Source organism: Flexivirga sp. B27 (genome assembly GCF_052905685.1).
Window position 1 is genome coordinate 179793 of record NZ_JBPYUM010000002.1, and the last position, 26743, is coordinate 206535.

The window sequence follows — 26743 nt, forward strand, 5'->3', positions numbered from 1 at the left end:
CGTTGCAGATGATGGGCTCACCGGTGCAGCCTACCTGCCATGCCCTTCACACTTCCTCGTCCTGGCGCGACTGCGTCCGGCCCTCGCCGCGTCTATCGGCAACCCGCAATGCTCGTTCCCGGAATCATCCTCGCACTGGCGTGTGTCGTCGCGATCGTGCTGATCATCGTCCAGTCCGGTTTCGACGAGCCGACGCACCTGCTGTGGCCGATCGCGGGCCTGCTGCTGATCTGGGTGGTGTTCGCGCGGCCGTGTGTCCGGCTCACCCAGGCCGGGGTCGAGATGCGCAACCTCGTCCGCGACGTGCGGGTCGGCTGGCCGGCGATCGATCTGGTCGAGCAACGCTGGAACCTCAAGATCTTCGACGTGCACGGCAAGGGCAACGGGTCGTGGGCGATCACCTCGCAGCGACCCCGGCGGGTCAATCGCCGGACCGGGATCCACGCCGGACCCGGGCTCGGTGAGGTCGACATGAACGACCCGACCGGGTCGGTGATGGGCGCCCGCCCGGGGTCGGCGGCTGCTGTCGCCGCTGCGATCCGGACCGGCCAGGAGGACTACGCCGGCGCCGTCGAGCGTGATCCGTCGGTCCGGGCGAAGGACGAATACGTCGTGGTGCCTGCGTGGCCCGCCATCGGCGCGGTCGTGCTCGCCGTGGTCTGCGTCGCCGTGGCGGTGACCGCCGGCTGACCGGCGGACCCCCAAGGGGTTCGGTGGTGGCCGAGCCTGTCGAGGTCTTGGTTTCGACAAGCTCAACCACCTTGGGTGGCCGAGCCTGTCGAGGTCATGGTTTCGACAAGCTCAACCACCTTGGGACAGGCTCAACCACCGTGGGACAAGCCCAACCGCCGTGGGACAAGCTCAACCACCTTGGGCCCGCCCCTTGCCCGCCGGGGTCAGGGCGCGGTGAGCCGCTCGAAGTCGGCACGCACCGCGGCGAGCTTGTGGCGTGCGGTCGCCGGGTCGGCGTCGATGGTCTCCAGGTAGATCTTCAGCTTCGGCTCGGTGCCGCTGGGTCGGACGATCACCCTGGTGTTGTCGGCCAGGAAGTAGCGCAAGCCCTCGGTTGGCGGCAGCTCCGCGGAGCCTTCGGCGAGGTCGTCGACTTGCGAAACTTCCTGCTCTGCAACAGTTTTCGGCGGTTGGGCACGCAGTCGATCCATGATGTCACCGATGATCGACAGGTCGTCGACGCGCACCGAGAAGCTGTCAGTCGCGTGCGTGCCGTGTCGGTCGGCAAGCTCGGTGAGTATGTCGTCGAGCGTCCGTCCCTCGGCCTTGCACTGGGCGGCGAACTCGGCGATCAGCAGCGCGGCACTGATGCCGTCCTTGTCGCGGACCGCGCCCGGGTCGACGCAATAGCCCAGCGCCTCCTCGTAGCCGTAGGCGAGGCCGGGGACGCGGCTGATCCACTTGAAACCGGTCAGTGTCTCCGCGTGCGGGACTCCCGCCTGTTTCGCCATGGCGGCCAACAGCCGGGAAGACACGATCGAGTTGGCGAAGACTCCGCCGGGCGCGACACCGCGCTGCAGCAGGTAGGCACCGAGCAGAGCACCGACCTCGTCCCCGCGCAGCATCTGCCACCCGTCGGAGCGGGGGACCGCGACCGCACAGCGGTCTGCGTCGGGGTCATTGGCGATCACCAGGTCGGCATCCGTGTCGGCCGCCAGCGCGAGCGCGTGATCGATCGCGCCGGGCTCCTCGGGGTTGGGGAAGGCGACCGTCGGGAACGCCGGGTCCGGCTCCGCCTGATCCGCGACCGAAGCGGGCGCGGGGAAGCCCGCCCGGTCGAAAGCCGCTGTGAACACAGCGGATCCGACACCGTGGAGCGCGGTGTGGACGAGCTTGATGTCGCGTGGACCGTCCGGTCGCACGACCTTCGTGACGGCGTCCAGGTAGTCGTCGACCACGTCGTCGGAGAGCGTCTCCCAGCCGTCCTCGGCCAGCCGGACGTCGGCGGCCCGCGGGAAACGACTGATCGCGTCGCTGATCTCACTGTCCGCCGGTGCGACGATCTGGCTGCCGTCGCCCAGGTAGACCTTGTAGCCGTTGTCCTGCGGCGGGTTGTGGCTCGCGGTGACCATGACACCCGCGTCCGCGCCGAGGTGCCGGATCATGAACGCCAGCACCGGTGTCGGCAGAGTGTGCGGCAGGATCATCGCGCGCCCGCCCGCACCCACGGCGACGGCAGCCGTGTCGCGGGCGAAGACGTCGGAGTTGTGTCGGGCGTCATACCCGATGACGACGGTGACGTCGCGCTTGCCCAGCTTCTCCTGGAGGTATGCCGTCAAGCCGGCCGCCGCCCGGATGACGACCACGCGGTTCATTCGCCCCGGCCCCGCCCCGAGTGCGCCCCGCAGCCCTGCGGTGCCGAACTCCAGCAGTCCGGCGAAACGGTCCTGCAGATCCTCTGATGCGGCAGAGTCGCCGGATTCGACTGCGGTGACGACGGATTGGAGCTCGTTGCGGGTCTGCTCGTCGGGATCGTCGGCGATCCAAGCCTTGGCCTCGGCGATCAGCTCGGTGGTGTCGCTGCTCATGCGCGTGCCTCCCCGGCGACCCGGCCGACGACCTCGGCGAGCAGCTTCCCGCAGCGCTCGGCTGCGGCCTTGCCCGCCTCGATGACCTCCTGGTGCGACAGCGGCTCGCCGCTGATCCCGGCCGCGAGGTTGGTGACCAGGCTGACACCCAGCACGTCGAGCCCGGCCTGCCGGGCCGCGATGGCCTCCAAGGCGGTCGACATACCGACCAGATCGGCGCCGAGCACTCCGGCCATCTTCACCTCCGCGGGCGTTTCGTACTGCGGGCCGCGGAACTGCGCGTAAACACCCTCGTCCAGGGACGGATCGACCGCGTGCGCGATCTCCCGCAGCCGTGGTGTGTAGAGATCCGTGACGTCGATGAAGTTGGCGCCTTCGATGGGGGAGTGCGCCGTGAGGTTGATCTGGTCGCGGATCAACACCGGGGTGCCGGGACCCCAGGACGGGTTGAGCCCGCCGCAACCGTTGGTCAGCACGATGGTGTGGCAGCCTGCCGCGGCCGCGGTGCGCACGCCGTGCACCACCGAGCGCACGCCCTTGCCCTCGTAGAAGTGCGTGCGGGTGCCGAAGACCAGCGCGCGAGAGCCGGTGTCACCGATGGCGATCGAGCGCATCGCGCTGGAGTGTCCGGCGACGGCTGCGGCGGCGAACCCCGGCACGTCGGCGTTGTCGACCGTCGCGAGCGTCTCACCGATGCGGTCGGCGGCACCGCCCCAGCCGGAGCCGAGCACGAGTGCGATGTCATGTGTCGGCGCACCGGTGCGTTCGGCGATCGCGGCGGCAGCGGCCCGCGCCACGTCGAAGGGATCGGTTGCCGGGTCGGCCAGCGAAGTTGTAGCAGTCACGCGCGCCAGCGTATGACGTGTGGGGCGCCGGCACGGCGCACCGGCGTTTTCGGCTCCTCGGCGCCGACATGGAATGATGCGACCTTGTGAGTGGACGCCAGAAGAATGTGGTCATCATCGGTGGCGGCCCCGGCGGCTACGAGTCCGCCCTCGTCGCGGCACAGCTCGGGGCTCAGGTCACGATCATCGAGCAGACCGGTCTGGGCGGCGCTGCGGTGCTGACCGACTGCGTGCCGAGCAAGACGCTCATCGCGACCTCCGACTTCATGTCCCGCTTCGCGGCCGCGGGGCGGCTCGGAGTCGGCTTCGAGGGCACCGGCGAGGACCAGCACGCCGAAGCACACGCCAAGCAGGTCAACGAGCGCATCCTCGACCTCGCCGAGGCGCAGAGTCATGACATCCGTGCCCAACTGGAGAGCGTCGGGGTCCGGATCGTCAACGGCCGTGGGCGCATCGCCGGTCCCGGCAAGGTCATCGCCGAGCCGGTCCACGAGGGATCGGGCAACGCCGCCCGGACCGAGGAGTTCGCCGCCGACGTCATACTCGTGGCGACCGGGTGCACCCCGCGCGTCATGGACACCGCCGTCCCGGACGGCGAGCGGATCCTGACCTGGCAGCAGATCTACGCCCTCACCGAGTTGCCGGAGAAGCTCATCGTGGTCGGCTCCGGGGTCACCGGAGCCGAGCTCGCGCACGCCTACCTCGGCCTCGGGTGTGACGTCACGCTCGTGTCGTCCCGCGATCGGGTGCTGCCCGGTGAGGACGCGGACGCCGCGACGGTCATCGAGAACGTCTTCCGCCGCCGCGGTATGACGGTCCTCGGCCGGTCCCGGATGAAGTCCGCGCGGCGCGAGGGCGACGGCGTGGTCGTGACGCTGGAGGACGGTCGCGAGGTGCAGGGCTCGCACGTGCTGCTCGCCGTTGGCTCGGTGCCGTTGACCCGGGAGGTCGGCCTGGAGACCGTCGACATCGAGACCAGGGACTCCGGGCACATCACCGTCGACCGCGTCTCCCGCACGTCCGCGCAGGGCGTGTATGCCGCGGGCGACTGCACCGGTGTTCTGCCGCTGGCCTCCGTCGCTGCGATGCAGGGCCGGATCGCGATGGCGCACGCACTCGGCGACGCCGTCTCGCCGCTGAACCTGCGAGGCGTCTGCGCCAACATCTTCACCGACCCCGAGATCGCCACCGTCGGCTACTCGCAGGTCGACGTGGAGGAGGGTCGCATCGAGGCCCGGGTCATGACCTTGCCGCTGTCGACCAACCCGCGGGCCAAGATGCGCAACATCACCGACGGGTTCGTCAAGCTCTTCGTCCGACCGGGCAGCACCACGATCATCGGCGGCGTGGTCGTCGCGCCGCAGGCGTCGGAGTTGATCTACCCGATCGGGCTCGCGGTCCAGAACCGGCTGACGGTCGATCAGGTCGCCAGCACCTTCTCGGTCTACCCGTCGATGACCGGGTCGATCGCCGAGGCCGCCCGCCGGCTGCACGAAGCCGAGATCTGAGCGAACCCAAGTCGGTTGAGCTTGTCGAAACCATGACCTCGACAGGCTCGGCCATCACAACCCAAGCCGGTTGAGCGAACCCAAGCCGGTTGAGCGAACCCAAGCCGGTTGAGCGAACCCAAGGTGGTTGAGCTTGTCGAAACCCCGGCCGCCGTTGCGACATACAACTCACTGAGTGACGGCGCTTTCGTCGAGTGACGGCGTCATACGACCGTCACTCGGCGAGGAAGCCGTCACTGGGCGATCAGGTGCGGGGTCAGGTCTGGGGTTTGTCGTCCTCGTCGGGGCGCGGGGCGTAGGGATCGACCTGGTGGGGGAGCAGGCCGGCCTCCTCCCAGCGGCGGTGACGCTGCTCGCGCAGCTTCGGCCGCAGGTAGCGCAGCACGAGGATGACCGCGCCCGCGACGGCGAGCACGATGATGAAGTTGACGAGTGCTGTCACGGCGAGCGGGATCCGTTCTGCTGGCAGGTTGCTGTCTTCCCAAATCTACGTGCCCGCGCCGCACAGCGGAAAACGGCGCCGCCCGGGATGGGCGACGCCGTTGGGGGTCGAGCGCTGGTGCGCACCCAGCGAGCACCGAGTGCGCGTGTCGAGATCAGTGACCGAGGGCCAGCCGCGAGTAGTAGCGACCGAAGGGCTCGTGGCGTGCGATGCGCTGCTTGCGGTTCGCGGCGAAGAAGCGGGTGGCCTCGACGGCTGCGAAGCCCACGAGGAGCGCGAGTGCGATCGCGTTGATGACCACGAAGCCGATGAAGAAGGCGTTGATGTTGATCATGTCGAACTCCTGATGTCTTGTTCACTACGTTTGTAGTGACTACAACACTACACCTGTAGAAACGGCATGCAAATCGAGTGAGCGTGGTCTGCATCACGTCGGGGCCGTCGGCATGAGAAAGTGAAGCGTGTCCACCCGTCGACGTGCCGCGCGCAAGCGCCCCCGCCAGACCCCCGAAGGCGCTGCCGCACGCCAGGAGCTCCTGCTGCGCAGCGCGATCGTGGTCGTCGGGCGGTCGGGGATGCGCGGCCTGACGCACCGCGCCGTCGACCGCGAAGCGGGTATGCCGGAGGGCTCCTGCTCGGTCTATTACCGCACCCGGCTCGCGCTGCTGACCGCACTCAGCAACTTCGTCGCGGCGCAGTTGCACGCTGACGTCCGGGCGCTCGGCGCGTCCCTGCCGGGTCCGACCGGTGAAGGTGGCAGCCAGGAGAGTGTCGATCGCGCAGTGGAAGCCACCGTCGAGATGCTCTTGCGCTGGTCCGAGCATCCTGAGCTGATCGTCACGATGTCCGAGTTGTCACTCGAGGCCGGCCGCACGCCCTCGCTGAGCGAACCCATCGTGGCCTGGCGCACCAACCTCACCGACATCGTCGAGTCGATCATCTGCCGCACCGAGAAGTCCGCCGCCCGGTTGCGCGCCGAGGCGATCGTCGCCAGCCTCGACGGCGTCGTGCTCAGCGGCCTGCTGGCCACCTCGCCGCAGGAACGCCCGGGTTACCTACGTTCGATGGTGACTCTCGTGCTGCACGCGATCAGCGACGCCGACATCGAGGAGTGAGGCGAGGAGTGCGGCCGCGTGCGCCGGTCAGTCCGTGATCGTCGCGAGCACCGCACCGGCCGGCACCATATCGCCCACCGATGCGCCGATCGACGCGACGGTCCCTGATCGATGCGCCGCGATGGGCTGCTCCATCTTCATCGCTTCGAGGACCACGACGGTGTCACCGGCCGCGACCTGATCGCCTTCGGCGACAACGATTTTCACGATCGTGCCCTGCATCGGCGCGGTGAGCGCGTCGCCGGACACCGCGGCACTCGACGAGCCGCCGCGCGAGCGTTTCGGGGCGCGCCGCCGAGGCTGCCCGGTTGCGCTGCCACCACCGCCGAGCTGCAGATCACCGGGCAGGGTGAGTTGGTGGCGGCGACCGTCGATCTCGACCACGAGGCTCTGCCGTGGTGCGACCTCCGCGCCGGTGTCGGGCGCCCCGGCATACGGCTCGATGGTGTTGTCGAACTCGGTCTCGATCCACCTGGTGTGTATGGCGAAGGGCGTCTCGTCGTCGGTCGCGAACGCCGGGTCCGACACGACGGCTCGATGGAAGGGCAGCACCGTCGGCATCCCGTCGACGACCATCTCGGCCAGCGCGCGGCGGGACCGCTCGAGCGCCTCCTTGCGGGTGCGGCCGGTGACGATCAGCTTGGCGAGCATCGAGTCGAAGGCGCCACCGATGACGTCACCGGAGACGACGCCGGAATCGACGCGCACGCCGGGACCGCTTGGGGCAGTGAAGGTTTCGACGGCCCCGGGCGCGGGCAAGAAGCCGCGGCCGGCGTCCTCGCCGTTGATCCGAAACTCGATGGAGTGGGCGTGGGGTGCCGGGTCGGCATACCCGAGCGACTCGCCGGCGGCGATGCGGAACTGCTCGCGGACCAGGTCGATGCCGGTGACCTCCTCGGAGACGGGGTGCTCGACCTGCAGTCGGGTGTTGACCTCCAGGAAGCTGATCGTGCCATCCTGGCCGACGAGGAACTCGCAGGTCCCGGCTCCCACGTAACCGGCAGCGGACAGGATCGCCTTCGAAGCGCGCACCAGCTCGGCGTGCTGCGCCTCCGAGAGGTATGGCGCAGGCGCCTCCTCGACCAGCTTCTGATTGCGACGCTGCAGCGAGCAGTCGCGGGTGGAGATGACCACGACATTGCCGGAAGTGTCTGCGAGACACTGGGTTTCGACATGTCGGGGCTTGTCGAGGAAGCGCTCGACGAAGCACTCGCCGCGACCGAACGCCGTGACGGCCTCCCGGACGGCGGAGTCGAACAGCTCCGGGATCTCCTCCATGGTGCGGGCGACCTTCAGCCCGCGACCGCCTCCGCCGTACGCCGCCTTGATCGCGACCGGCAGCCCGTGCTCGCGAGCGAAGGCGATCACCTCGTCGCTGCCGCCCACCGGTTCCTTGGTGCCCGGGACGAGCGGTGCGCCCGCCTCCGTCGCGATGTGTCGCGCCTTGACCTTGTCGCCCAGCGAGTCGATCGCGGCCGGGGGAGGGCCGACCCAGGTCAGCCCGGCATCCAGCACCGCTTGCGCAAATTCGGCGTTCTCGGAAAGGAATCCGTAGCCGGGGTGCACGGCGTCGGCGCCGCTGCGCTGCGCGACGTCCAGCAGCTTGCCCTGGTCGAGGTAGGAGTCACCCGGGGTGGAGCCGCCCAGCGAATAGGCCTCGTCGGCCACCCGGACGTGCAACGCGTCACGGTCCGGATCGGCGTAGACGGCCACCGACGCGAGACCCGCGTCGGCACAGGCTCGAGCGACACGCACGGCGATCTCACCACGGTTGGCGATCAGGACCTTCTGCAGAGCTGGCATGCGGCCGACTTTAACGGGCGAGTGATGCGGCTCACGTCTTCGGGGCGGGGTCCCCGCGAAGTATTCGGAGGAGCGGAGCGGAGGAGAAACTTCGGGGGGTGCCGGGTTCGGGTCGTGAGACCGGAGCCCCGAGTCGGCATACGTTGCGGCGAGGGTGTGTTATTGGCCGCGTGAGTGATCAGAGCGAGCAGACCGTGCCCACCCACCTGCCCACCGTCGCCCTCTGCGGGCAGGGAGTGCAAGTGCCCATCCCGCAGCTGGGTTTCGGCGTGTGGCAGGTGCCGAACGACGAGGTCACACCGGCTGTCGCGGAGGCGCTGCGGGTCGGCTACCGGCACATCGACACGGCCAAGATCTACGGCAACGAGGCCGGCGTGGGCACCGCGCTCGCCCAGTCCGACCTGAGCGCCGACGAGGTCTTCCTGACCACCAAGGTCTGGAACAGGGACCAGGGCTATGACGCGACGCTGCGCGCGTTCGACGCTTCGCAGAAGCGGCTCGGCCGGCCTGTCGACCTCTACCTGATCCATTGGCCGGTGGCGTCCAAGGACAACTATGTCGACACGTTCCGCGCGTTGCTGCGGCTGCGCGAGGACGGCCGGATCCGCGCCGCGGGCGTGTGCAACTTCTCCGTCGAGGAGTTGCAACGGCTCAAGGACGAGCTGGGGGAGTTCCCGGCGATCAACCAGATCGAGTTGCACCCGCACTTCCAGCAGGCGCAACTGCGCGCCTTCCACGCCGACAACGGCATCGTGACGCAGGCGTGGAGTCCGCTGGCGTCCGGCGGCGACGTGCTGACCGATCCGGTCATCGGCCGCATTGCCCAACGACTGGGCCGAACCCCGGCGCAGGTGATCATCCGCTGGCACCTGCAGATCGGCAACGTCGTCATCCCGAAGTCGGTCACCCCGTCGCGCATCGCCGAGAACTTCGACGTCTTCGGCTTCGAGCTGACCGCCGATGACCTCGCCGCGATCGAGGCCCTGAACAAGGACCTGCGCACCGGTCCGCACCCCGCGAAGTTCGACTGAGCGGACAACTCTGGCATCCTGCTGACCCGTGGGTGAGATATTCGCAGGTCGCTACGAGCTGATCGACATCATCGGCGAGGGCGGTATGGGCTCGGTGTGGCAGGTCCACGACCGCAAACAGGACCGTGTCCTCGCGGCGAAGGTGCTGCGGCAGTCCGATGCCGGTGCGCTGCTGCGCTTCATGCGCGAGCAGGGCGTGCGCATCCACCATCCCAACGTCGTCACCCCGCTCGGCTGGGCCGGCGAGGACGACCGGGTGCTGTTCACCATGCAGATGGTCGACGGCGGCGCCGTCAGCGACCTGCAGCGTGATTACCACGTGCTGCCGCCGCGGTTTGTCGCCGAGCTGCTCCGCCAGCTGATGCGTGCCCTGGACGCGGTGCACACCGCGGGCGTCATACACCGTGACGTGAAACCGGCCAACCTGCTGCTCGCCGCGACCGGGGCACAGCGCCCGCACCTGATGCTCACCGACTTCGGCATCGCCGTGCCGACCGACTCGCCCCGGATGACGACCACCTCGGTGGTGCTCGGCACCCGCGGCTACCTGGCGCCCGAGCAGCTCGCCGGCGCCGACCCGGCACCGGGATTCGACCTGTATGCCGCGGGCATCGTCGCCTTCCAACTGCTCACCGGGCACAAGCCGGACGAGGTCCGGCGCAGCCGCGATCAGGTGCCACCGCGCCCGGACGGCATACCCGATCGACTGTGGCGGGTCGTGACCGACCTGGCCGACCCCGACCCGCAGTCCCGCCCGCCGTCGGCAGCCGCCGCGGCCGACGCCCTGGAGACCCCGGAGCTGGCCTGGGTGGAGCAGCAGCAGATCGTCGTCCCGTCGCGGGTGCCCGAGGTGGTCACGACTCCGGTCACGGACGCGTCGGTGACCCAGGCGGGTTCGCCGGGGACCGGGACGGCGACGCAGGCGTCCCCGCAGCAGTCCACCCAGCACCTGCACGCGCAGGAGGCGACACGCACCCAGCGAGCGGCACGGCCGAAGTCCTCGACTGCTGCTCGCCCCGCCGGACAGCGCGCGCCCGGCGGTCGCCGCCTGGGCATGGTGCTGGTGCCCGTAGTGGCGGTGGCAGCGCTGCTGGGCATCTGGTTGCCGCAGGGGAGCAGCCAGGGCGAGCTGACGCCCGGAAAGGCGGCCGAGGGCGGCACCTGTCAGTGGCAGGACGCCGGCACGCTGGAGAACGACAGCAACGGCAACCACACGCTCCGCTGCGTCGCCGATGCTGACGGCGGCTACACCTGGCAAAAGGTGGGCTGACCTGCTGTTAGGGCACGCGTCAGGCGCGACGCGGGGGTAGCGCGCTCAGGCGCGGCGGCGCAGCAGCAACGTCACGACACCCGCGGCGACGGCGATCACCAGCACGGACCCCACGACGCGCAGGATCGTGCCGGTGCTGGAGCCGGAGCCGGTTTCCCCGCCCTGGCTCATCTCGTTCGCCGGAGGGGCAGCCTGCGCCGAGCCGTCCGCGGCGACGTAGGCGGGACCGTCCGAGGCGGAACCCTCGACCGCGATGTTGACGCGTGCGGGCAGCTTGTCGGTGGTGACCTTCTCGCCCTCCTCGGACGGGCTGACCCGCACGACGAGGTAGTACCAGCCGGCGACGGTGGTCCAGGTCAGGTCGTTGCTGCCGACGTCACCGGCGTCGTCGTAGGACGCCTGCCGGTTGCCCGGGTTGACCGGTGCCGTCGAGATGGTGGCCTTCTTCTCGGTCGACTCCTCCTTGTAGAGGTAGGTCGAGTCGCTGCCGTCCACGGGCGCCCATTGCGGGCTGAAGGCGACGACAGCCAGATCGAGAGACTGCGGCGGGGCGAAATTGCTGCCGTTGCGGGGCGCGTCGACCGACGCGGCCAGCCGCTGGCCCCAGCCGACCCGGACGCGAGCGACGGCCAGCTTGCCCGGTTTGAGGTCAACCGCGTAGCTGCCGGGTGCCAGCGTGGTTGGCTCGATGAGCTTGTCGCTGAGGGTGGTCTGACCGTCGGTGGACTTGCTGGGCGCCGTGATGTCCTTCTGCTGGTCCTTCGGCGAGGGCGACCCGACCTTCTCCAGCTTGGGTTCGACCGTGACCGCGATCTGCAGCGGGCCCTTGGCGGGCTCGGAGGACGAGCTGGACGAGGAGTCCGAGTCGTCGCTGCCCTTCAACACCAGCAGCAGGTCGGTCGCGTAGGCGCATTTGTCCGGCTGGTAGGACTGCCGCTCGGAGTTCGGCGGGTCGACATAGACGAACGTGTAGCCGGTGACGTCGTTGTTCAGGCTGACATCACTGGAGCAGTCGCTCTCGCCGTCCTTGGTGGTGATCTCGGCGTTCACCGACCCGAAGATCGCGACCGTCACACTGCCTTCCTTGGGGCGGGTGATCGCTGCGTAGTGCTCGGTCTGGCCCGTCGGGGCGGTGGTCTGGTGCAGGCCGGGCTGCAGCTGCGGAGCGTCGCCACGCGCGGTGCTGAGCTTGATCGAGGGCGGTGTGGTGCTCGGCTGGGTCTCGGCAGACGCGGGCACGCCGGACCCGAGAAGGACGGCGGCACCGAGGGCAGCGGCAAGAGCTCGAAAACGCATGGTGGCTGCAAGTATGCCGAAACGGCTTCGGCCGATCGTCAGGTAGGCATCATCTCGGCGACGAAATGCCGCAGTTGCTCCAGGTTGCGGCACTCGTGCATCGGCACGATCTCGCGGTAGCGACGCACCTCGGAGTCGCCCTGGCTCCACAGCTTGCGCGGCTCGGGGTTGAGCCACGCGATGTAGCGCGCCCGGTCCCGGATCCGGGTGAGGTCGGTGGTGTTCGGGTCGGCGAAGTTGTTGCGGGCGTCGCCGAGCACGAGCACGGTCGACCGGGTGGTGATCGCGTCCAGGTGACCACGAGTGAAGGTTCGCAGCGCCCAGCCGTAGTTGGAGCTGGGTCCGCGGCGGATCAGCTCGGACGTGCCGAGCGCCCAACTGGTCAGCGACCGGCCCGGCGGCAGGTTGTGGACGACGTCGGTGATCTCGGCGGTGCTGCTGATGAAGCCGAAGACACGCACCCGGCGGAAGTGCTGGTGCAGCGCCTGCATCAGCAGCATGGTGAAGGTCGAGAAGCCACCGACGGACCCGGAAAGGTCGGCGAAGAGGACCAGGTCGGGGCGGTGCGGCGCTCGCCGGTGGTATGCCGGCGCGATCGGCACACCACCGGTCGACAGGGAGGCCCGCAGCGTGCGGCGTACGTCGATGGCCCCGCGCCCGGCGCGCTCGCGGGCGGTCATCCGGGCCGCGAGCTTGCGCGCGAGCGGGTCGATCTCGCGCCGTAACTCGTGCAGCTGCTTCTCGCCCGAGCTGATGAAGTCGCGACGTCGCAGCGAGGTCGGCACGGCGAGTTGGGCGAGCCGGTCCCGATCACGCAGCTCGGCGTTGCGGCGACGGGACTCGGTCTGCACCTTGCCGCGGAAGTCGTCGACCCTGCGGCGCAGCTCGTCACGGTCGACGCGGTCGGTGAGTTGCTCCGGGCGGTCCGATGGCCGGTCCCAGGGGTTGGTCGCCCACGAGGTGTCGGGGTTTCCTGCCGAGCTGTCGGGTGATGGGGCTGCGGGCGTCATACCGGAGCCGGCGCCGAGGGCGTTGCCCTCGCCGCCGGCGCCCTCCTGAGTGGCTCGGAGCTGTTGATGCGCGCTGGCGATCGCGCGCTGCGGCGCGAGCGCCTCGAGAGTCCGGGCGCTGCTCCAGCCGCGATCCGGGTTGTCTTCGTCGATCGACCCGAGCAGGTCGACCGCTGCGGCCGCGATCCGTTCCAGCTCGGCGTCGTCGCCGGTGGCCAGCGCCCGGGACAGCTGGTCGATCAGGTCAGCATCCCCGGTTTCGTCGCCGATGTGGTCGCCGCTCGCGGTGCGCCGTCCGGTCGCCGCCGGGAAGAAGATGTCGAAGAGGTGGTCGAAGGTGGAGCGGTCCTCGGCCTGGCGGACCATCGCCGCCGCCATACCTGCGCGCAGGCGCTCGCGGTGGTCGAAGCCGAGGGTGGCAGCCACGCGCGCCGCGTCGGTCACCTCACTCGGACCCACACGTATGCCGTGGCCGCGCATGGCGGCGCCGAGCCGGGTGAAGCGGCTCGCGAGGGGACTCGCAAGAGGAGTGGACTTGGCAGCCGCCCGGCCCGCGGACTCAGCCGGCGAGGTCACGATCGAGGTCCAGGCTGCGTAGGGCGATCTCGATGTCACTGTTGTGCTTGAGGATCACGCCGAGGCTGCGCCGCACGATCGCCGGGTCGAGTTCACTGGCGCCCAGGCGCAGCAGGGTGCCGGCCCAGTCCACGGTCTCGGCGACGGACGGGGCCTTGCGCAGCTCGAGCGCACGCAGCGAGCCGACGATCCGGACCATGGAGACGGCCAGCGCCTCGGGCAGCTCCGGCACGTGTGACCGTACGATGCGCTGCTCGAGGTCCGCCGACGGGTAGTCGATGTGCAGGAACAGGCATCGCCGCCGCAGCGCCTCGGACAGCTCGCGGGTGGCGTTGGAGGTCAGCACCACCAGCGGGCGGTGCTTCGCGCGCAGCGTGCCGAGCTCGGGGATGGTGACCTGGAACTCCGAGAGCAGCTCCAGCAGCAGGCCCTCCATCTCCTCGTCGGCCTTGTCGACCTCGTCGACGAGCAGCACGACAGGTTCCTCGCTGCGCACGGCGGTCAGCAGCGGTCGGGCCAGCAGGAACTCCTCGCCGAAGATGTCGGTGCGCAGGTCGTCCCAGTCGGTGCCCTGTTCAGCGGTGATCCGGAGCAGCTGCTTGGCGTGGTTCCACTCGTAGAGCGCGCGTGCCTCGTCGACGCCTTCGTAGCACTGCAGTCGGACCAGTTGCCGGTCCAGCGCCCGTGACAGGGCCGACGCCAGTGCGGTCTTGCCGACACCGGCCGGGCCCTCCACCAGGATCGGCCGGCCGAGTGCCGCCGCGAGGTAGGCCGTGGTCGAAATCTCCTCGGACGCAAGGTATCCCGCGCCCTGCAGGGCGCGGGACACCTCGTCGACGGAGTCGAAGGGCGGTGCGTTGTCGTCGCTGGTCACGACCCCAACGTAACGCCGCAGCGTGACCGGTCAGGACTCGACGCCGGCCTCCTGCACCAGTCCCATGGCGACATCGGACAGCTGGGCCGGGATGCCGAACTGCTTGAGCAGCTGGGCCAGGGTCGCGTTGTCGATGGCGTCGCCGATCGCCTTCACCGCGGCGTTCCACGCCGGATTGTTGTTGAGCAGCGCGTTGGGTGTCGGGATCGGGAGGGGCAGCGGCGGGCCGTAGTTGGTCCGGGGCTGCTGCGCGTGCCAGTGGTCGCCCGGGTGGGAGTCGGCACCGAACGGGTCGAACTTCCCGTAGCCGTGATCACCGGACAGGTATCCCTGGATCTCGTTGCCGACGGCCATCGCATTGGTGAACGGGTTGGCCGCATTGCAGATGACGTCGTTCTGGTTGCAGACCTCGCTCACGTCGACGTCCTTGAAGTCGCGCGGTCCCGGTGCGTCGGCCGTGGGCAGGTTGGGCAGCATCGTCAGCACACCGCCGGCCATGCCCTCGACGCCCTTGGCGTGCGGCGCGCGGCGCGGGTCGCCATACAGGACGGCGTTCATCTGGTCGTGCGGGATGACGTTCTTGTGGGCCAACGACTCCACGACGTTGCCGGCGACCAGGGCGCCGAACGAGTAGCCCATGAAGGCGATCTTCGCGTTGGGGCAGGCCTGGTGGTAGGCGACGGCCTTGTGCTCGAGGCTGGGCACTGCCTTGGAGACGGTCTCGTTGAGAGTCAGAGGGTCGACGACCGGGATGATGCCGTTCTCGTAGAAGAAGATCTCGCGATCCCAGCCCGGGGCGGAGGTGACGTTGGTCAGGGCCTTGCCGCCGAAGCTCTTGGCGGACATGCCGCTGTTATAGCCGTCGACCAGGAAGATCTTGTTGCTGCAGCCGGCAGCGTGCGCGGACGGTGCCGACTGGACGGCGGCGAGGCCCATGCCGGTGGTCAGCAGCGCGGCGCTGGCGGCGGTGGTCACGACCTTGCGAGAAATCGTCTTCTTTGACAGGTGCACGGGGTGTGGCTCCTTGTGGGGGTCGGCCGAGTCGACGGCTCGGGTGGTGACGCGACTCCGGAGGATCCACCCCGACTGTCGCTGGGTGCACCTGCACGCTAGAAGTGACTCGTCGGTAAGAAAACAGCTTTCAGTGCAAGAGTTCGTAAACTATTGACCAAAGACTGAATGTTGCACTACCTCGATGTGCGGAGAGCCGCCAGGTCGGCGCGGCAGCGGTCCTCGACCTGGCCGAGCTCCTGCAGGGTCTGCTCGATGTCTGCGCGGCGTTGCTCGAGGTCGGCACGACGTGCAGCGATCTGCTCCAGCAGATAGGTCAGCTGTCCAGCCTCGCCCGGCGTCTCGTCATACATGTCGATGATCGTGCGAATCTCGTCCAACGGGAAGCCGATTCGGCGTCCGCGCAGGATGAGCGCGAGGCGGGTGCGGTCTCGACGGTGGAAGACGCGGACGGTGCCGCGGCGCTCGGGGGAGATGAGGCCGAGCTCCTCGTAATGCCGGATGGTCCGGTGGGTGACCTCGTATTCGGCGGCGAGCTCGGCGATCGTCCACGTGGTGGCGCGATCGGCCGCAGGCTCCGAGGTTGTCATGGCGGCAAGCATGCTTTACGTTTACGTCAACGTCAAGCAGCGTGGCTTGGCGACCGACGACCGGAAGGACCCGCTCGCAGCATGTTCGAGTTGACCGAGGAACACGAGGAGTTCCGGCAGGTGGTGCGCGACTTCGCGGAGAAGGAGGTCGCTCCGCACGTCGCGCAATGGGACCTGGACCACCACTTCCCGACCGACCTGATCCCGAAGATGGGCGAGCTCGGTCTCTTCGGCCTGGTGGTGCCGGAGGAGTATGGCGGGGCCGGCCTGGACGAGGGCGGCTTCACCTACCTGTGCCTGGCGATCGAGGAGCTGGGTCGGGTCGACCAGTCGATCGGCATCACGCTGTCGGCCGGGATGGGCTTGGGAATCAACCCGATCCTGACCTACGGCTCCGACGAGCAGAAGCAGCACTTCCTGCCCGATCTGGTGGCCGGACGGGCGCTGGCCGGTTTCGGGCTGACCGAGCCGGACGCCGGGTCCGATGCCGGCGCTACTCGCACCAAGGCGACGCTCGCCGACGGTCAGTGGACCATCAACGGTGCGAAGGCGTTCATCACCAACTCGGGCACCGACATCACCTCGGTCGTCACCGTCACCGCGCGCACCGGTACTGACGACAAGGGCCGTCCCGAGATCAGCGCGATCATGGTGCCGGCCGGCACGCCCGGCTTCACGGCGGAGCCGGCATACAACAAACTCGGCTGGAACATCTCCGACACCCACGGACTGACGTTCGCCGGCTGCGTCGTGCCCGAGGGCAACCTGCTGGGGGAGCGCGGTCAGGGCTATCGCCAGTTCCTCAAGACGCTCGACGACGGCCGCATCGCGATCTCCGCGCTCGCGGTCGGGCTGTCGCAGGCTTGCCTGGAGGCGGCCACCGAATACGCAAAGACCCGAACGGCTTTCGGCAAGCCGATCGCCGTCAACCAAGGTGTGTCGTTCCAGCTGTCCGACCTGGCTGTGATGGTCGAGGCGTCCCGCCTGCTGACCTACAAGGCCGCCTGGCTGAAGGACGAGATGGAGGCCGGCCGCCGCTCGGTGGCCGAGGTCAAGCAGGCCGCGTCGATCGCCAAGCTCTACTCGACCGAGTCCGCCGTCACCGCCACCCGCATCGCCACGCAGATTTTCGGCGGCAACGGGTTCATGGAGGAATACCCGGTGGCGCGGTTCTACCGCGACGCCAAGATCCTGGAGATCGGCGAAGGCACCTCCGAGGTGCAGCGGTTGCTGATCGCCCGCGGCCTAGGCTTGCCGGCATGAGCAACGAAGCTGGTCGAGTAGCGGAGGAGCGAAGCGGGGGAGCGTATCGAGACCCTGATGGTCTCGATACGGGCTCGCCCAGCGGCTCGCCCTACTCGACCACCTTGGGCGGCGACCCACGGGTCGCCGACGTCCGCGAGCGACTGGCTGCAGCGCGCGAGGCGTCGCAGACGCTGTCGGACAAGGCGCGGGCCAAACTGGACTCGCAGAACAAGCTCTACGTCCGGGACCGGATCGCACTGCTCTTCGACGAGGGCTCCTTCATCGAGGACGGCCGTTATGCCAACTCGGTGGCCGGCAACCTGCCGGCGGACGGTGTGGTCACCGGTCGCGGCACGGTGGACGGGCGACCGGCGATCGTCGTCGCCAACGACCCGACGGTCAAGGCCGGGTCCTGGGGTGCGCGGACCGTCGAAAAGATCGTGCGGGCAACCGAATCCGCGCTGCGCGAGGAGCTGCCGATCTTCTGGTTCGTCGACTCCGCGGGTGCGCGGATCACCGATCAGGTGCAGCTCTTCCCGGGCCGCCGCGGAGCGGGTCGGATCTTCCACAACCAGGTGGCGCTGTCCGGCAAGGTCCCGCAGATCTGCTGCCTCTTCGGGCCGTCGGCCGCCGGTGGCGCCTACATCCCGAGCTTCACCGACGTGCTGATCATGGTCGAGGGCAATGCGTCCATGTATCTCGGCAGCCCGCGTATGGCGGAAATGGTTGTCGGAGAAAAGGTTTCGCTGGAGGAGATGGGCGGTGCGCGCATGCACTGCACCGTCTCCGGCGTGGGTGACCTGCTGGCCGAGGACGACCCCGAGGCGATCGAGCTGGCCAAGCTCTTCTTCTCCTACCTGCCGTCGACCTGGCGTGACGAGCCTCCGACATACATCGCGGAGGAGCCGGAGGTCGCGCTGACCGACACGACCGTGCCGGAGATCGAGAGCCAGCCGTTCGACATACACGAGGTGATCGACGGGCTCGTCGACGACGACTCGTTCTTCGAGATCAAGCCGCTCTTCGCGCCCGAGCTGGTCGTCGGCTTCGGCCGAATGGACGGCAGGACAGTCGGTTTCGTCGCCAACAACTCCGCGGCCAAGGGCGGTGTGCTCTTCACCGACAGCGCCGACAAGGCGACGCGCTTCATCTGGATGTGTGATGCCTACTCGATCCCGCTGATCTACCTGGCCGACGTGCCGGGCTTCATGATCGGCTCGGAGGTCGAGCGCGGCGGCATCATCCGGCACGGCGCGAAGATGGTGTCGGCGGTGTCCGAGGCGACCGTCCCGCAGTTCTGCGTCGTGGTCCGCAAGGCGTATGGCGCCGGTCTCTACGCGATGTGTGGTCCCGGCTTCGGCCCGGACGCGACGATCGCGCTGCCGACGGCGCGCATCGCGGTCATGGGTCCGGAGGCTGCGGTCAACGCGGTGTATGCCGGCAAGATCGCCGCCATCGAGGACGACACCGAGCGCGCCGAGTTCGTGCAGGCTCGCCGCGACGAATACCTGGAGGACGTCGACCTGGAACGCCTTGCGTCCGACCTGGTCATCGACACGGTCGTCGAGGCCTCGGACCTGCGGGCGGACCTGCTGCGCCGGTTGTCGTATGCCGCCCGGCGCGACCGCAGCTTCAGCGAGCGCCGCCGCGCCATACCGCCGGTCTAGTGCGTGTGTGCAAGTTGCTTGACAGTCGCTCCGCGCCTGACCAGCAACTTCGCCCACATTCGCACCAGCCTTATTTCTGACTCACTTCACTAGAGTGCGACAAATGGGTTCGAACTCACCGACGGTGGTCGACGGCGTGGCCAATTTCCGCAGCACGGAAGGTCTTCCTGCCGGCAACGGTGTGGTGCGGGCGGGACGCCTCTTTCGCTCCGGCAGTCTGCAGGCGATCACCGAGACCGGTCAGCGAACTGTCACCGATCTGGGCGTGCGGGCCGTCGTGGACCTGCGGACCGATGCCGAGCGCAGCGGCTGGCCGGATCGCGTCTGGGAGGGTGTCCGGGTCATCGGGTGCCCGATCCTCGACGACGAGCAGGAGTCCCCGGTGACTGACACGGTGACCGACACCATGGCGGACATCTACCGCAGCATCATTCGCGACCGTAGCGGGCAACTCGCGGCAGCCGTGCGAGTGGCGATGGACAACAGTGGCGACGGGGTGATCGTGCACTGTTATGCGGGCACGGATCGCACCGGTCTCGTCGTCGCGATCGCGCTGCTCGCCGTCGGCGTGGACCGCGACGCGGTCATCGAGGACTATGCCGCGTCCCATCCCGACGTCGACGGCCGACGGTCGGCCACGGAGCTGATGACTGGGGCACTCACCGAACTCGACCGGACGTATGGCGGCGCGGCCGGGCTGTTGACCGCCGGAGGTTTCACCCGCGAGGACCTGCAGCGCCTCCATGAGTGGTTGATCGACGGCGCAGTGAGTTAGCACGCCACGCCACTCCGCGGGATTCCGTCGTTTCCGGGCCGTGCGGATACCGTGGAGGGGTGTCAGCGCACACGACGATCGACAGAGCCCAGCGGAAATTCCCGCCGCTGGGTTACCCCGTCGCCGTCGCGTACAAGTTCTTCGACGACATGGGCAGCTACCTGTCGGCGCTGTTGGCCTTCTATGCGTTCGTCTCGCTCTTCCCGCTGCTGATCCTGGGCACCACCATTCTCGGTGTCGTCCTCGACGGCGACCCGGGGCTGCAGCAGGACCTCATCAAGTCGGCGCTGAACGAGCTGCCGATCATCAGCGACCAGATCGCCTCCCCAAATGCCTTGTCCGGCAGTTGGGTCTCGATCACGGTGAGCACACTCGTCGCGCTCTACGGTGCGTTGGGCAGTGCGCAGGCGTTCCAATACATCGCCAACAGCGTGTGGCAGGTGCCGCGCAACTCCCGCCCCAACCCGTTCGCTGCCCGCGGCAAGTCCCTCGGGCTCATTGCGCTGCTCGGCACCTCGTTGCTCGCGACGATCGGCCTCGGCACCGTCATGCCGCGGCTGGTGCACCTGGAGGGCCTGGCCTCGCTCGGGGTCAAGCTGGGGACGCTCGGCATCGACGTGCTGGCCCTGATGGTCGCCTATCACGTGGGGACCAGCAGGTCCTTGCGCTGGCGTGACATCTGGCCGGGTGCTCTCTTCGCGGCGTTCATGTGGCAAGTGCTGCAGCGCTTCGGAGGCATCTACGTCGAGCACGTGGTGCAGCGCAACAAGGCCATGAACGGCACGCTGTCGGTCGTTCTCGGCCTGATGCTCTTCCTCTTCGTGGCGGGCATCATCATCGTCATCAGCATGGAGATCAACGCCGTCTGGGTCCTGCACCTGTGGCCGCGCGCGTTGTTGACACCGTTCACCGACAACGTCCAGCTGACCGACGCCGACGTCCGTGCCTACAGCGGGCTCGCTCGCGCGACCCGGCTGAAGGGCTTCCAGCAGATCGACATCGGCTTCAACAAACCGCCACCCGATCCCTCGCCGGATTCGGAGTCCGCTGCCGAGGTCGACCCGGCGGCTGCGTCGGAGGGTGACGATGGCCGCGACCACGAGGAGGTGCCGTTGCCGCTCGACTTCGGCGACGCCACGGCACCTCTCGACGAACGCCCGGCACCCGCAGCGTCCGAAGCCGCGCCCGACACCGAAGCTGCACCCAGCACGGCCGGCGTACCGAGCACACGTGGTGCACCCACTCCCGATGCACGTCCGAACCTGCCGATCGCGACCGAGCCGCTGCCCACCCGCGCCGCCGAAGCGGCACAGGAGGCACACCGGTTGCCGACCCCGCACCCGGGCCGCGGATCCGACGACGAGCGGACCATTCCGCTGGTCACCCGCCGCTCCGACCCGGAGGCCGAGGACGACGCGGACACCGCGCCGGTGATCCGCGGCCCGTGGTCGACGGGGAGCTAGCTCGACGCTCGCACGGCGGTCGCCGCGGCGACGAGGTTCGTCAGGGCGGAGCGGACCTCGTCGGTGTTGCGGGTCTTCAGACCGCAGTCCGGATTGACCCACACCTGCCGGATGTCCAACGCGTGCACCGCCTTCTCCAGCAACGCGCGAATCTCGTCGCTGGACGGCACCCGCGGGGAGTGGATGTCATAGACGCCCGGGCCGACACCCTTGGCGTAGCCGGACTGCTGCAGGTCGTCCGCCAGCGACATACCCGATCGGGTCGCCTCGAGGCTGATCACGTCGGCGTCGAGATCGTCGATCGCGGCGAAGATGTCGCCGAAATCGGCGTAGCACATGTGAGTGTGCACCTGCGTGGTGTCGGCGACGGAACTCGTTGCCAGCCGGAAGGATTCGGTCGCCCAGTCCAGGTATGCCGGACGATCGGCGCTCCGCAGCGGCAGCGTTTCGCGCAGCGCGGGCTCATCGACCTGGATGACGCGACACCCGGCAGCCTCGAGGTCCGACACCTCGTCGCGCAGCGCGAGCGCGACCTGCTGGGCCGTGTCGCCCAGGGGCTGGTCATCACGCACGAAGGACCACGCGAGCATGGTGACCGGGCCGGTCAGCATCCCCTTGACGGGTCGCTGCGTCAGTGACTGGGCGTATTGCCACCACCGCACGGTCATCGGCTCCGGGCGGGAGACGTCGCCGAAGATGATCGGCGGCCGGACGCAGCGGGTGCCGTAGGACTGCACCCAGCCGTGGCTGGTCGCCAGGTAGCCGTCGAGCTGCTCGGCGAAATACTGCACCATGTCGTTGCGCTCGGGCTCGCCGTGCACCAGGACGTCCAGGCCGAGCTCCTCCTGCAGCTCGATCACCGCGGCGATCTCGCCCTGCATCGCCGACTCGTATGCCGCCCGGTCGATCTCGCCCTTGCGCAGTGCGGCCCGCGCCTTGCGCACGGCGTCGGTCTGCGGGAACGACCCGATGGTGGTCGTCGGCAGCACGGGCAGGCCGAGCGCTTCGTGCTGCTGCGGACGCCGCTGCTCGAAAGCCGCCGCGCGGTGGGCGTCGGCTTCGGTGACTCCGGCCATCCCTGCGCGGACGGCGGCGTCGTGGGTGCGTGCCGAGTTGCGTCGCGAGGCGATCGCGTCACGTGCGCGCTCCAGTGCGGGTGTCGCAGCAGCTTCGTCGTCCAATGCCGTTGCCAGCGTGTGGAGTTCGAGCACCTTCTCCCGAGCGAAGGCGAGCCAGCTGCGCACCTCGTCGTCGACGGCGGTCTCCTTGGACGCGTCGAGCGGGACGTGTAGCAGGGAGCAGGAGCTCCCGACGACGAGGTCGTCGACCCGGGCGGCCAGTCGGCGCAGCGTGGCGAGGCGCTCGTCGAGGTCGGCAGCCCAGACGTTGCGGCCGTCGATCACTCCCGCGACCAGGCGCTTGCCGGCGAGGCCGTGCTCCAGGATCGCGGTGACGTTGTCGGCGACGGTGCAGTCGATCGCGACGCCGTCGACGGGCGCGTCGGCGAGGACTTCGAAGGCGTCCTGCAATGCCGCAAAATAGCTGGCGATCAACAGTTTCGGGCGGTCGGTGGCCGAGCCGAGCCGCTGCAGCGCCGCGCGGGCAGCGTCCAACACGGCGGCCGGCTGGTCGAGCACGAGCGCCGGCTCGTCGAGCTGCACCCACTCGGCACCGGCTTCGCGCAGCTGGGCCAGGATCTCGACATACACCTCCAGCAGTGGCTCGAGCAGCGACAGCCGGTCGAAGTCGGCGGGCGCGTCGGCAGCGGGTTTGGCCAACAACAGGAAGGTGAGCGGTCCGACGAGCACCGGGCGTGCGGTGTGGCCGGCAGCTGTTGCCTCGTTGAAGTGCTCGATCTGCCGCGAGGCGTCGGCGGTGAAGGTCGTAGTGGGGGAGAGTTCCGGCACCAGGTAGTGGTAGTTGGTGTCGAACCACTTGGTCATCTCCAGCGGCGCGACCTGGTCGTTGCCCCGGGCCATGGCGAAGTAGATGTCCAGCTCGCCCGTGGCTGCGTCGCGGTAGCGCTGCGGGACGGCACCGACCATGATCGCCGTGTCGAGCACGTGGTCGTAGTAGGAGAAGTCGCCCGTGGGGACTTCGCGGATGCCGTTGTCGGACAGCTGTTTCCACGCGTCAGCGCGTAGGCCGGCTGCGACCTCGTGCAGTTGGTCCGCGCTGGATCGCCCGGCCCAGTAGGCCTCGATGGCCCGCTTCAACACGCGCTTCGGTCCTTGCCGCGGCCAGCCGAGGACAGTGGCGGTGGTGCTGTTGGTCATGTCGAACTCCTCCGTGACCCGCCCGAGAGGTCATCGATCGGCCGAACCCGGGTCCGGGCTCGGGCGACCGGCAGGTCTTCGGACTCGTGAGCACGCCTGGGCGCCTACTGTCCGTCGCTTCCCGACCGGTTGGCCAGTGCGTATGACGGAGGTCGTTCTCACATACCGCTGCGGGGCAGTCCCGGAGTCGCACCGGGTTCCCTCTTACGACGAACTGCCCTGGGGTGCAGGGCGGTTCGAACCTGTCGCATGAACGAGCCTACTCGCGGTCGGCCGCCTCCTTCGGGGAGGTTCGAGGCTCGGACTCCTCCGACGTGAGCACCTCGTCGACCGGAGCGCCGAACATCATCGTGTAGTAGGTATGGCGCTCGACGTCATCGCCGGATTGCGAGAGGTGCCGAGAGCGGTCCATCCACCGCATCATGAATTGCCACTGCTCCTCGAGGAATTCGTCGACCTCCTCACGGCTCAGGTGCAGGCCGAAGTCGTTCACCCAACTACGCGCGCTGTCGTCCGGCGCGTCGATCCGGCTGAACGCCAATGACACCAGGGCGTGCGCCGAGCCCTCCGTCACTTGCTCGAAGACGCCTACCGCTTGCGGTCCGCCCGGTAGCTTCCGTAATTCGTCGAGATTCACGATGAACCCCTGGGCGGACGGGGTCCGCCACCACCGCTCGCGGCCGTCCGTGCCGCGTTCGGTGTCCTCGACGACAAGTCCGTAACGGGCCAGTTGACGTAGGTGGAAACTCACCGAATTGGCAGGTTCGCCAAGGGCTTTGGCGAGATCGACGGCGCGACATGAACCGCGCGTGGCGAGCTCGCTGATCAGGCGCATCCGCATCGGGTGCGCCAGTGCCTTCAGGGCGCGAGGGTCTGCGATGCGTTTGGGGTCGCCTCGGTCGTCCTGCGTGCTCACGACACCACTGTGCCGGACGGGGCGAGTGGTTCGCAAAGGGACATGCGCAAAAATAAATGCGCAAATAATCTTGCGTAATATTCACGACGGGTGCAGGCTGTCCGTCATGACAACACCCGGGGAGACCAGGCCTGAGCAAACGCCGACGGACGTGAAGCGTCCGGCGCTGTGGCGCAATCGCGACTTCGAGCTGCTGATGGTCGGCAACACGCTCAACGGGATCGGCTCCCGGATGAGCGGTTTGGCGTTCCCGCTGCTTGCACTGTGGCTGACCGGCAATGCGGCGCTCGCGGGGCTCGTCGGGGGAGCCGTGGTCGCCGGGTTGGTCGTTGCCGGGGTGCCCGCCGGAGCCTTCGTCGACCGCTGGAACCGGCGGGCGACGATGGTCTGGTCGGCCCTGGCGGCGGCTGCCACCTACGCGACCGTCGTGCTGGCGTATGCCGCCGATGCGCTGACGATCACCCAGCTGGTGATCGCCGGCGTGGTGGTCGGCGCAGCGGAGGCATTCTTCACCCCTGCGGACACACTGGCGACGAAAACCGTTGTGCCGACTGAGGATCTGAGCACCGCGATGTCTGCGATGCAGGGGCGACAGGGTGTCACCGGCCTGGTCGGCCCGCCCCTGGGCGGGCTGCTCTTCTCGATCTCCCGGTCGCTGCCCGTGCTGGCCGACGTCGCGTCATACCTCATCTCAGCGGCCGCGGCGCTGCTGGTCCGCACGCCGTTGCCGGCGCCGCCGCCGGAGGGCGACACGCACGAGCCCCCGTTGCAGGCAATGCGATCCGGCCTGAGGTTCGTATGGCGCCATGAGGTGCTCCGCCCGGTGATGGTGATAGCGACCCTGATCAACTTCGCGGGGAGCGGCTTCATGTTGGTGCTGATCGTCGTCCTGCAGCAGCGCGGCGTCCGTCCGGCGGGCATCGGGCTGGCCGAGACGGCGATCGCGGTCGCGACGATCGCGGGCGCGGTTGCCGCAGGGGCGATCCTCAAGAAGGTGGCGGCCGGTCGCGTCCTGATGGGTGGCGCTGTCCTGCTCGGCGCCTGCCTGGTGACCTGCGCCTTCGTGCACAGCTATCCGGTGGTGCTCGCGCTGCTGGTCGTCGGGTTCCTGCTCACTCCTGCCCTCAACGCCGGTTTCATGACCTACGTCATGCTGATCACGCCGGAGACGATGCAGGGCAGGGTCCAAAGCGCGCTGATGACCTGTGTCCTGGCCATGTCGCCGCTGGCACCTGCCGTGGGTGGCTTGCTCGTGGAGTGGTGGGGCGGCGAGCCCGCGATGGTCTGCCTCGGAGCGCTGCTGCTTGTCGTGGCCTCGCTGATCGTGCTGGTCGGACCGCTTCGCCGGATGCCGCTGCTCGCTGACGTTGAGCCGGTGGGTCCGAAACCCGGTGCCACCGACCCGGCCATCGCCTGACCATCAGGTCAGCTGGTCGAAGTCACCTCGCACCCACCCGATGTGCCGCTGTGCAGAGCGCTGCACCGCAGCTGCTGCATCCGACGCCACGGCGACACCGAAGTTGTTCCACAGCTCATCGAAGGCCAGTGGCTTCACGCGTGCAGCGATCCGCTGGACAACGTTGCCGGACAACGGGATCCGGTTGGGGTAGCTTCGCATGAAGCTCACCGAGCGATGGTCCGGGTTGGACATGATGGTGTCGCCACTGAGCAGCGTGCCGCGGCCATCGGCGCCATGCTCCCAGTGCGCGACCGCACTTCCCGGGAAGTGGCCGCCGATCCGGTGCAGGGTCAGCCCTTCAGTCAGCTGCAGCTCGTCGTCCCACTCGCTGATCGCCGGGCCGCGACGTCCGAGCCACTCTGCGTCCGCGGCATTGACGTGGACCGGCGCGTCGTCGAAGGCCGCCGACCACTCGAGCTGCACGCCGAACATGTGCGGATGACTCGCCGCGATCCACCGGATGCCACCACGGCCGGCCACGGCCGCGACCGCTTCGTCGTCGATGAAACCCGGTGGGTCCCAGAGCAGGTTGCCGTCCGGCGTCTGCACCAGGAGCGCGGTCTGTCCGATGCCGACGTCGGTCCGCAGCCCGGTCAGGCCGGGGCGGAGGTCGAGCACCTCGACGCGGTGCCCGTCCGCAGCGAGCTGCTTCAGGCTGGTCCAGATCTGGCCGCCCTCGGGGAGGTACTGCCGCTCGTCGGCGCAGATCGGGCAGTCCCGACCCTCGGCCGCATCGTCATACTCCACCGCACAGGTGGCACACGTGATCATGTCCACCATCCTGCTGCCTCAAGCGAGCTCGAGGTCAACCAACCGACCGACCCGGCGTCCTCCGGCTCCCCACGCCGGGCCACCCTTCCGGCTCCTCACTGGCGGAAATCTGGTTCCGGGCGTGTTCGGGGCGGCGACAAGATGACCGTGCAGAGCTGTCTCCGAGCAGGACGTTAGTCTCCGACCTAGGGGAAGGAACTCGTGATCGCCCGACTCTGCGAACGACTTGCGACTGACGTCGCGACCTGACCAAACCCTTA

General features: G+C 68.7%; 23 protein-coding genes and 1 riboswitch. Of the genes, 10 read left to right on the plus strand and 13 right to left on the minus strand.

Features of this window, described 5'->3' with window-relative positions; translation table 11 throughout:
• Positions 1 to 108 precede the first annotated feature (108 nt).
• Positions 109 to 690: a hypothetical protein gene (locus ACSZL9_RS09695; RefSeq protein ID WP_446665286.1), complete on the plus strand. Its 582-nt coding sequence runs from the start codon at positions 109 to 111 to the stop codon at positions 688 to 690.
• A gap of 206 nt (positions 691 to 896) precedes the next feature.
• Here the strand turns inward: ACSZL9_RS09695 and ACSZL9_RS09700 are convergent, their stop codons facing one another.
• Complete coding sequence (locus ACSZL9_RS09700) at positions 897 to 2540, minus strand: phospho-sugar mutase (protein WP_446665287.1); 1644 nt, start codon at positions 2538 to 2540, stop codon at positions 897 to 899.
• The gene (locus ACSZL9_RS09705; RefSeq protein ID WP_446665288.1) at positions 2537 to 3385 is read right to left on the minus strand and encodes a purine-nucleoside phosphorylase; all 849 of its coding nucleotides are present in this window, start codon (positions 3383 to 3385) and stop codon (positions 2537 to 2539) included. The genes ACSZL9_RS09700 and ACSZL9_RS09705 overlap by 4 nt, the downstream gene beginning before the upstream one ends.
• A gap of 86 nt (positions 3386 to 3471) precedes the next feature.
• On the opposite strand from ACSZL9_RS09705, the gene ACSZL9_RS09710 reads away from it, so the two are divergent.
• On the plus strand, positions 3472 to 4893 hold the full coding sequence (locus ACSZL9_RS09710) for an NAD(P)H-quinone dehydrogenase (protein ID WP_446665289.1): 1422 nt from the start codon (positions 3472 to 3474) through the stop codon (positions 4891 to 4893).
• 256 nt (positions 4894 to 5149) lie between these two features.
• Here the strand turns inward: ACSZL9_RS09710 and ACSZL9_RS09715 are convergent, their stop codons facing one another.
• Together ACSZL9_RS09715 and ACSZL9_RS09720 are read right to left on the minus strand one after the other, a co-directional pair.
• On the minus strand, positions 5150 to 5335 hold the full coding sequence (locus tag ACSZL9_RS09715) for a hypothetical protein (RefSeq protein ID WP_446665290.1): 186 nt from the start codon (positions 5333 to 5335) through the stop codon (positions 5150 to 5152).
• Between the two features lie 154 nt (positions 5336 to 5489).
• Positions 5490 to 5669, minus strand: a complete 180-nt coding sequence (locus ACSZL9_RS09720; RefSeq protein WP_446665291.1) for a hypothetical protein — start codon at positions 5667 to 5669, stop codon at positions 5490 to 5492.
• A 127-nt stretch (positions 5670 to 5796) separates the two neighbouring features.
• On the opposite strand from ACSZL9_RS09720, the gene ACSZL9_RS09725 reads away from it, so the two are divergent.
• Positions 5797 to 6450: a TetR/AcrR family transcriptional regulator gene (locus ACSZL9_RS09725; RefSeq protein ID WP_446665292.1), complete on the plus strand. Its 654-nt coding sequence runs from the start codon at positions 5797 to 5799 to the stop codon at positions 6448 to 6450.
• Between the two features lie 27 nt (positions 6451 to 6477).
• On the opposite strand, the gene ACSZL9_RS09730 is transcribed toward ACSZL9_RS09725, so the two are convergent.
• A complete protein-coding gene (locus tag ACSZL9_RS09730; protein WP_446665293.1) occupies positions 6478 to 8253 on the minus strand; it encodes an acetyl/propionyl/methylcrotonyl-CoA carboxylase subunit alpha in 1776 nt (591 codons plus the stop codon).
• A gap of 194 nt (positions 8254 to 8447) precedes the next feature.
• On the opposite strand from ACSZL9_RS09730, the gene ACSZL9_RS09735 reads away from it, so the two are divergent.
• Together ACSZL9_RS09735 and ACSZL9_RS09740 are read left to right on the plus strand one after the other, a co-directional pair.
• Positions 8448 to 9284 (plus strand): aldo/keto reductase, encoded by an 837-nt coding sequence (locus ACSZL9_RS09735; RefSeq protein WP_446665789.1) that lies wholly within the window; start codon positions 8448 to 8450, stop codon positions 9282 to 9284.
• Positions 9285 to 9312: 28 nt separating this feature from the next.
• A complete protein-coding gene (locus tag ACSZL9_RS09740; protein WP_446665294.1) occupies positions 9313 to 10554 on the plus strand; it encodes a protein kinase domain-containing protein in 1242 nt (413 codons plus the stop codon).
• A 45-nt stretch (positions 10555 to 10599) separates the two neighbouring features.
• On the opposite strand, the gene ACSZL9_RS09745 is transcribed toward ACSZL9_RS09740, so the two are convergent.
• The 5 genes from ACSZL9_RS09745 to ACSZL9_RS09765 all read right to left on the minus strand — a co-directional run bounded on the left by ACSZL9_RS09745 (position 10600) and on the right by ACSZL9_RS09765 (position 15911).
• The gene (locus ACSZL9_RS09745; RefSeq protein WP_446665295.1) at positions 10600 to 11850 is read right to left on the minus strand and encodes a hypothetical protein; all 1251 of its coding nucleotides are present in this window, start codon (positions 11848 to 11850) and stop codon (positions 10600 to 10602) included.
• Between the two features lie 38 nt (positions 11851 to 11888).
• Positions 11889 to 13436: a VWA domain-containing protein gene (locus ACSZL9_RS09750; RefSeq protein WP_446665296.1), complete on the minus strand. Its 1548-nt coding sequence runs from the start codon at positions 13434 to 13436 to the stop codon at positions 11889 to 11891.
• Positions 13420 to 14310 (minus strand): AAA family ATPase, encoded by an 891-nt coding sequence (locus tag ACSZL9_RS09755; RefSeq protein ID WP_446665297.1) that lies wholly within the window; start codon positions 14308 to 14310, stop codon positions 13420 to 13422. Before ACSZL9_RS09755 ends, ACSZL9_RS09750 begins: the two co-directional genes overlap by 17 nt.
• Positions 14311 to 14340: 30 nt before the next feature.
• Positions 14341 to 15321, minus strand: a complete 981-nt coding sequence (locus ACSZL9_RS09760) for a cutinase family protein (protein WP_446665298.1) — start codon at positions 15319 to 15321, stop codon at positions 14341 to 14343.
• Positions 15322 to 15497: 176 nt separating this feature from the next.
• A complete protein-coding gene (locus ACSZL9_RS09765) occupies positions 15498 to 15911 on the minus strand; it encodes a MerR family transcriptional regulator (RefSeq protein ID WP_446665299.1) in 414 nt (137 codons plus the stop codon).
• Positions 15912 to 15992: 81 nt separating this feature from the next.
• On the opposite strand from ACSZL9_RS09765, the gene ACSZL9_RS09770 reads away from it, so the two are divergent.
• From ACSZL9_RS09770 to ACSZL9_RS09785, 4 genes are all read left to right on the plus strand, one after another.
• A complete protein-coding gene (locus ACSZL9_RS09770; protein WP_446665300.1) occupies positions 15993 to 17174 on the plus strand; it encodes an acyl-CoA dehydrogenase family protein in 1182 nt (393 codons plus the stop codon).
• Complete coding sequence (locus tag ACSZL9_RS09775) at positions 17171 to 18823, plus strand: acyl-CoA carboxylase subunit beta (RefSeq protein ID WP_446665301.1); 1653 nt, start codon at positions 17171 to 17173, stop codon at positions 18821 to 18823. Before ACSZL9_RS09770 ends, ACSZL9_RS09775 begins: the two co-directional genes overlap by 4 nt.
• A 103-nt stretch (positions 18824 to 18926) precedes the next feature.
• Positions 18927 to 19598: a tyrosine-protein phosphatase gene (locus tag ACSZL9_RS09780; protein ID WP_446665302.1), complete on the plus strand. Its 672-nt coding sequence runs from the start codon at positions 18927 to 18929 to the stop codon at positions 19596 to 19598.
• Between the two features lie 59 nt (positions 19599 to 19657).
• Entirely contained in the window at positions 19658 to 21061 is a 1404-nt protein-coding gene (locus ACSZL9_RS09785; protein ID WP_446665303.1) for a YihY/virulence factor BrkB family protein, read from the plus strand.
• On the opposite strand, the gene metE is transcribed toward ACSZL9_RS09785, so the two are convergent.
• Together metE and ACSZL9_RS09795 are read right to left on the minus strand one after the other, a co-directional pair.
• On the minus strand, positions 21058 to 23337 hold the full coding sequence (gene metE / locus ACSZL9_RS09790) for a 5-methyltetrahydropteroyltriglutamate--homocysteine S-methyltransferase (RefSeq protein WP_446665304.1): 2280 nt from the start codon (positions 23335 to 23337) through the stop codon (positions 21058 to 21060). The genes ACSZL9_RS09785 and metE overlap by 4 nt on opposite strands.
• 52 nt (positions 23338 to 23389) lie before the next feature.
• Positions 23390 to 23598: riboswitch (cobalamin riboswitch) on the minus strand.
• On the minus strand, positions 23597 to 24253 hold the full coding sequence (locus ACSZL9_RS09795) for an ArsR/SmtB family transcription factor (protein WP_446665305.1): 657 nt from the start codon (positions 24251 to 24253) through the stop codon (positions 23597 to 23599). It overlaps the preceding riboswitch by 2 nt.
• Before the next feature lie 106 nt (positions 24254 to 24359).
• Between ACSZL9_RS09795 and ACSZL9_RS09800 the strand changes: the two genes are divergently transcribed.
• Positions 24360 to 25670 (plus strand): MFS transporter, encoded by a 1311-nt coding sequence (locus ACSZL9_RS09800; protein ID WP_446665306.1) that lies wholly within the window; start codon positions 24360 to 24362, stop codon positions 25668 to 25670.
• A gap of 3 nt (positions 25671 to 25673) precedes the next feature.
• Here ACSZL9_RS09800 and ACSZL9_RS09805 read toward each other — a convergent pair whose 3' ends face one another.
• Positions 25674 to 26483: an MBL fold metallo-hydrolase gene (locus ACSZL9_RS09805; protein WP_446665307.1), complete on the minus strand. Its 810-nt coding sequence runs from the start codon at positions 26481 to 26483 to the stop codon at positions 25674 to 25676.
• Positions 26484 to 26743: the final 260 nt, after the last annotated feature.

What these genes read in the sequence shown, in the direction of transcription:
- ACSZL9_RS09720 (WP_446665291.1), bottom strand. Translation starts at nt 5,669, where the DNA reads ATGATCAACATCAACGCCTTCTTCATCGGCTTCGTGGTCATCAACGCG.
- ACSZL9_RS09775 (WP_446665301.1), top strand. Translation starts at nt 17,171, where the DNA reads ATGAGCAACGAAGCTGGTCGAGTAGCGGAGGAGCGAAGCGGGGGAGCG.
- metE (WP_446665304.1), bottom strand. Translation starts at nt 23,337, where the DNA reads ATGACCAACAGCACCACCGCCACTGTCCTCGGCTGGCCGCGGCAAGGA.
- ACSZL9_RS09765 (WP_446665299.1), bottom strand. Translation starts at nt 15,911, where the DNA reads ATGACAACCTCGGAGCCTGCGGCCGATCGCGCCACCACGTGGACGATC.
- ACSZL9_RS09780 (WP_446665302.1), top strand. Translation starts at nt 18,927, where the DNA reads ATGGGTTCGAACTCACCGACGGTGGTCGACGGCGTGGCCAATTTCCGC.
- ACSZL9_RS09730 (WP_446665293.1), bottom strand. Translation starts at nt 8,253, where the DNA reads ATGCCAGCTCTGCAGAAGGTCCTGATCGCCAACCGTGGTGAGATCGCC.
- ACSZL9_RS09770 (WP_446665300.1), top strand. Translation starts at nt 15,993, where the DNA reads ATGTTCGAGTTGACCGAGGAACACGAGGAGTTCCGGCAGGTGGTGCGC.
- ACSZL9_RS09800 (WP_446665306.1), top strand. Translation starts at nt 24,360, where the DNA reads ATGACAACACCCGGGGAGACCAGGCCTGAGCAAACGCCGACGGACGTG.
- ACSZL9_RS09695 (WP_446665286.1), top strand. Translation starts at nt 109, where the DNA reads ATGCTCGTTCCCGGAATCATCCTCGCACTGGCGTGTGTCGTCGCGATC.
- ACSZL9_RS09745 (WP_446665295.1), bottom strand. Translation starts at nt 11,850, where the DNA reads ATGCGTTTTCGAGCTCTTGCCGCTGCCCTCGGTGCCGCCGTCCTTCTC.
- ACSZL9_RS09700 (WP_446665287.1), bottom strand. Translation starts at nt 2,540, where the DNA reads ATGAGCAGCGACACCACCGAGCTGATCGCCGAGGCCAAGGCTTGGATC.
- ACSZL9_RS09805 (WP_446665307.1), bottom strand. Translation starts at nt 26,483, where the DNA reads ATGATCACGTGTGCCACCTGTGCGGTGGAGTATGACGATGCGGCCGAG.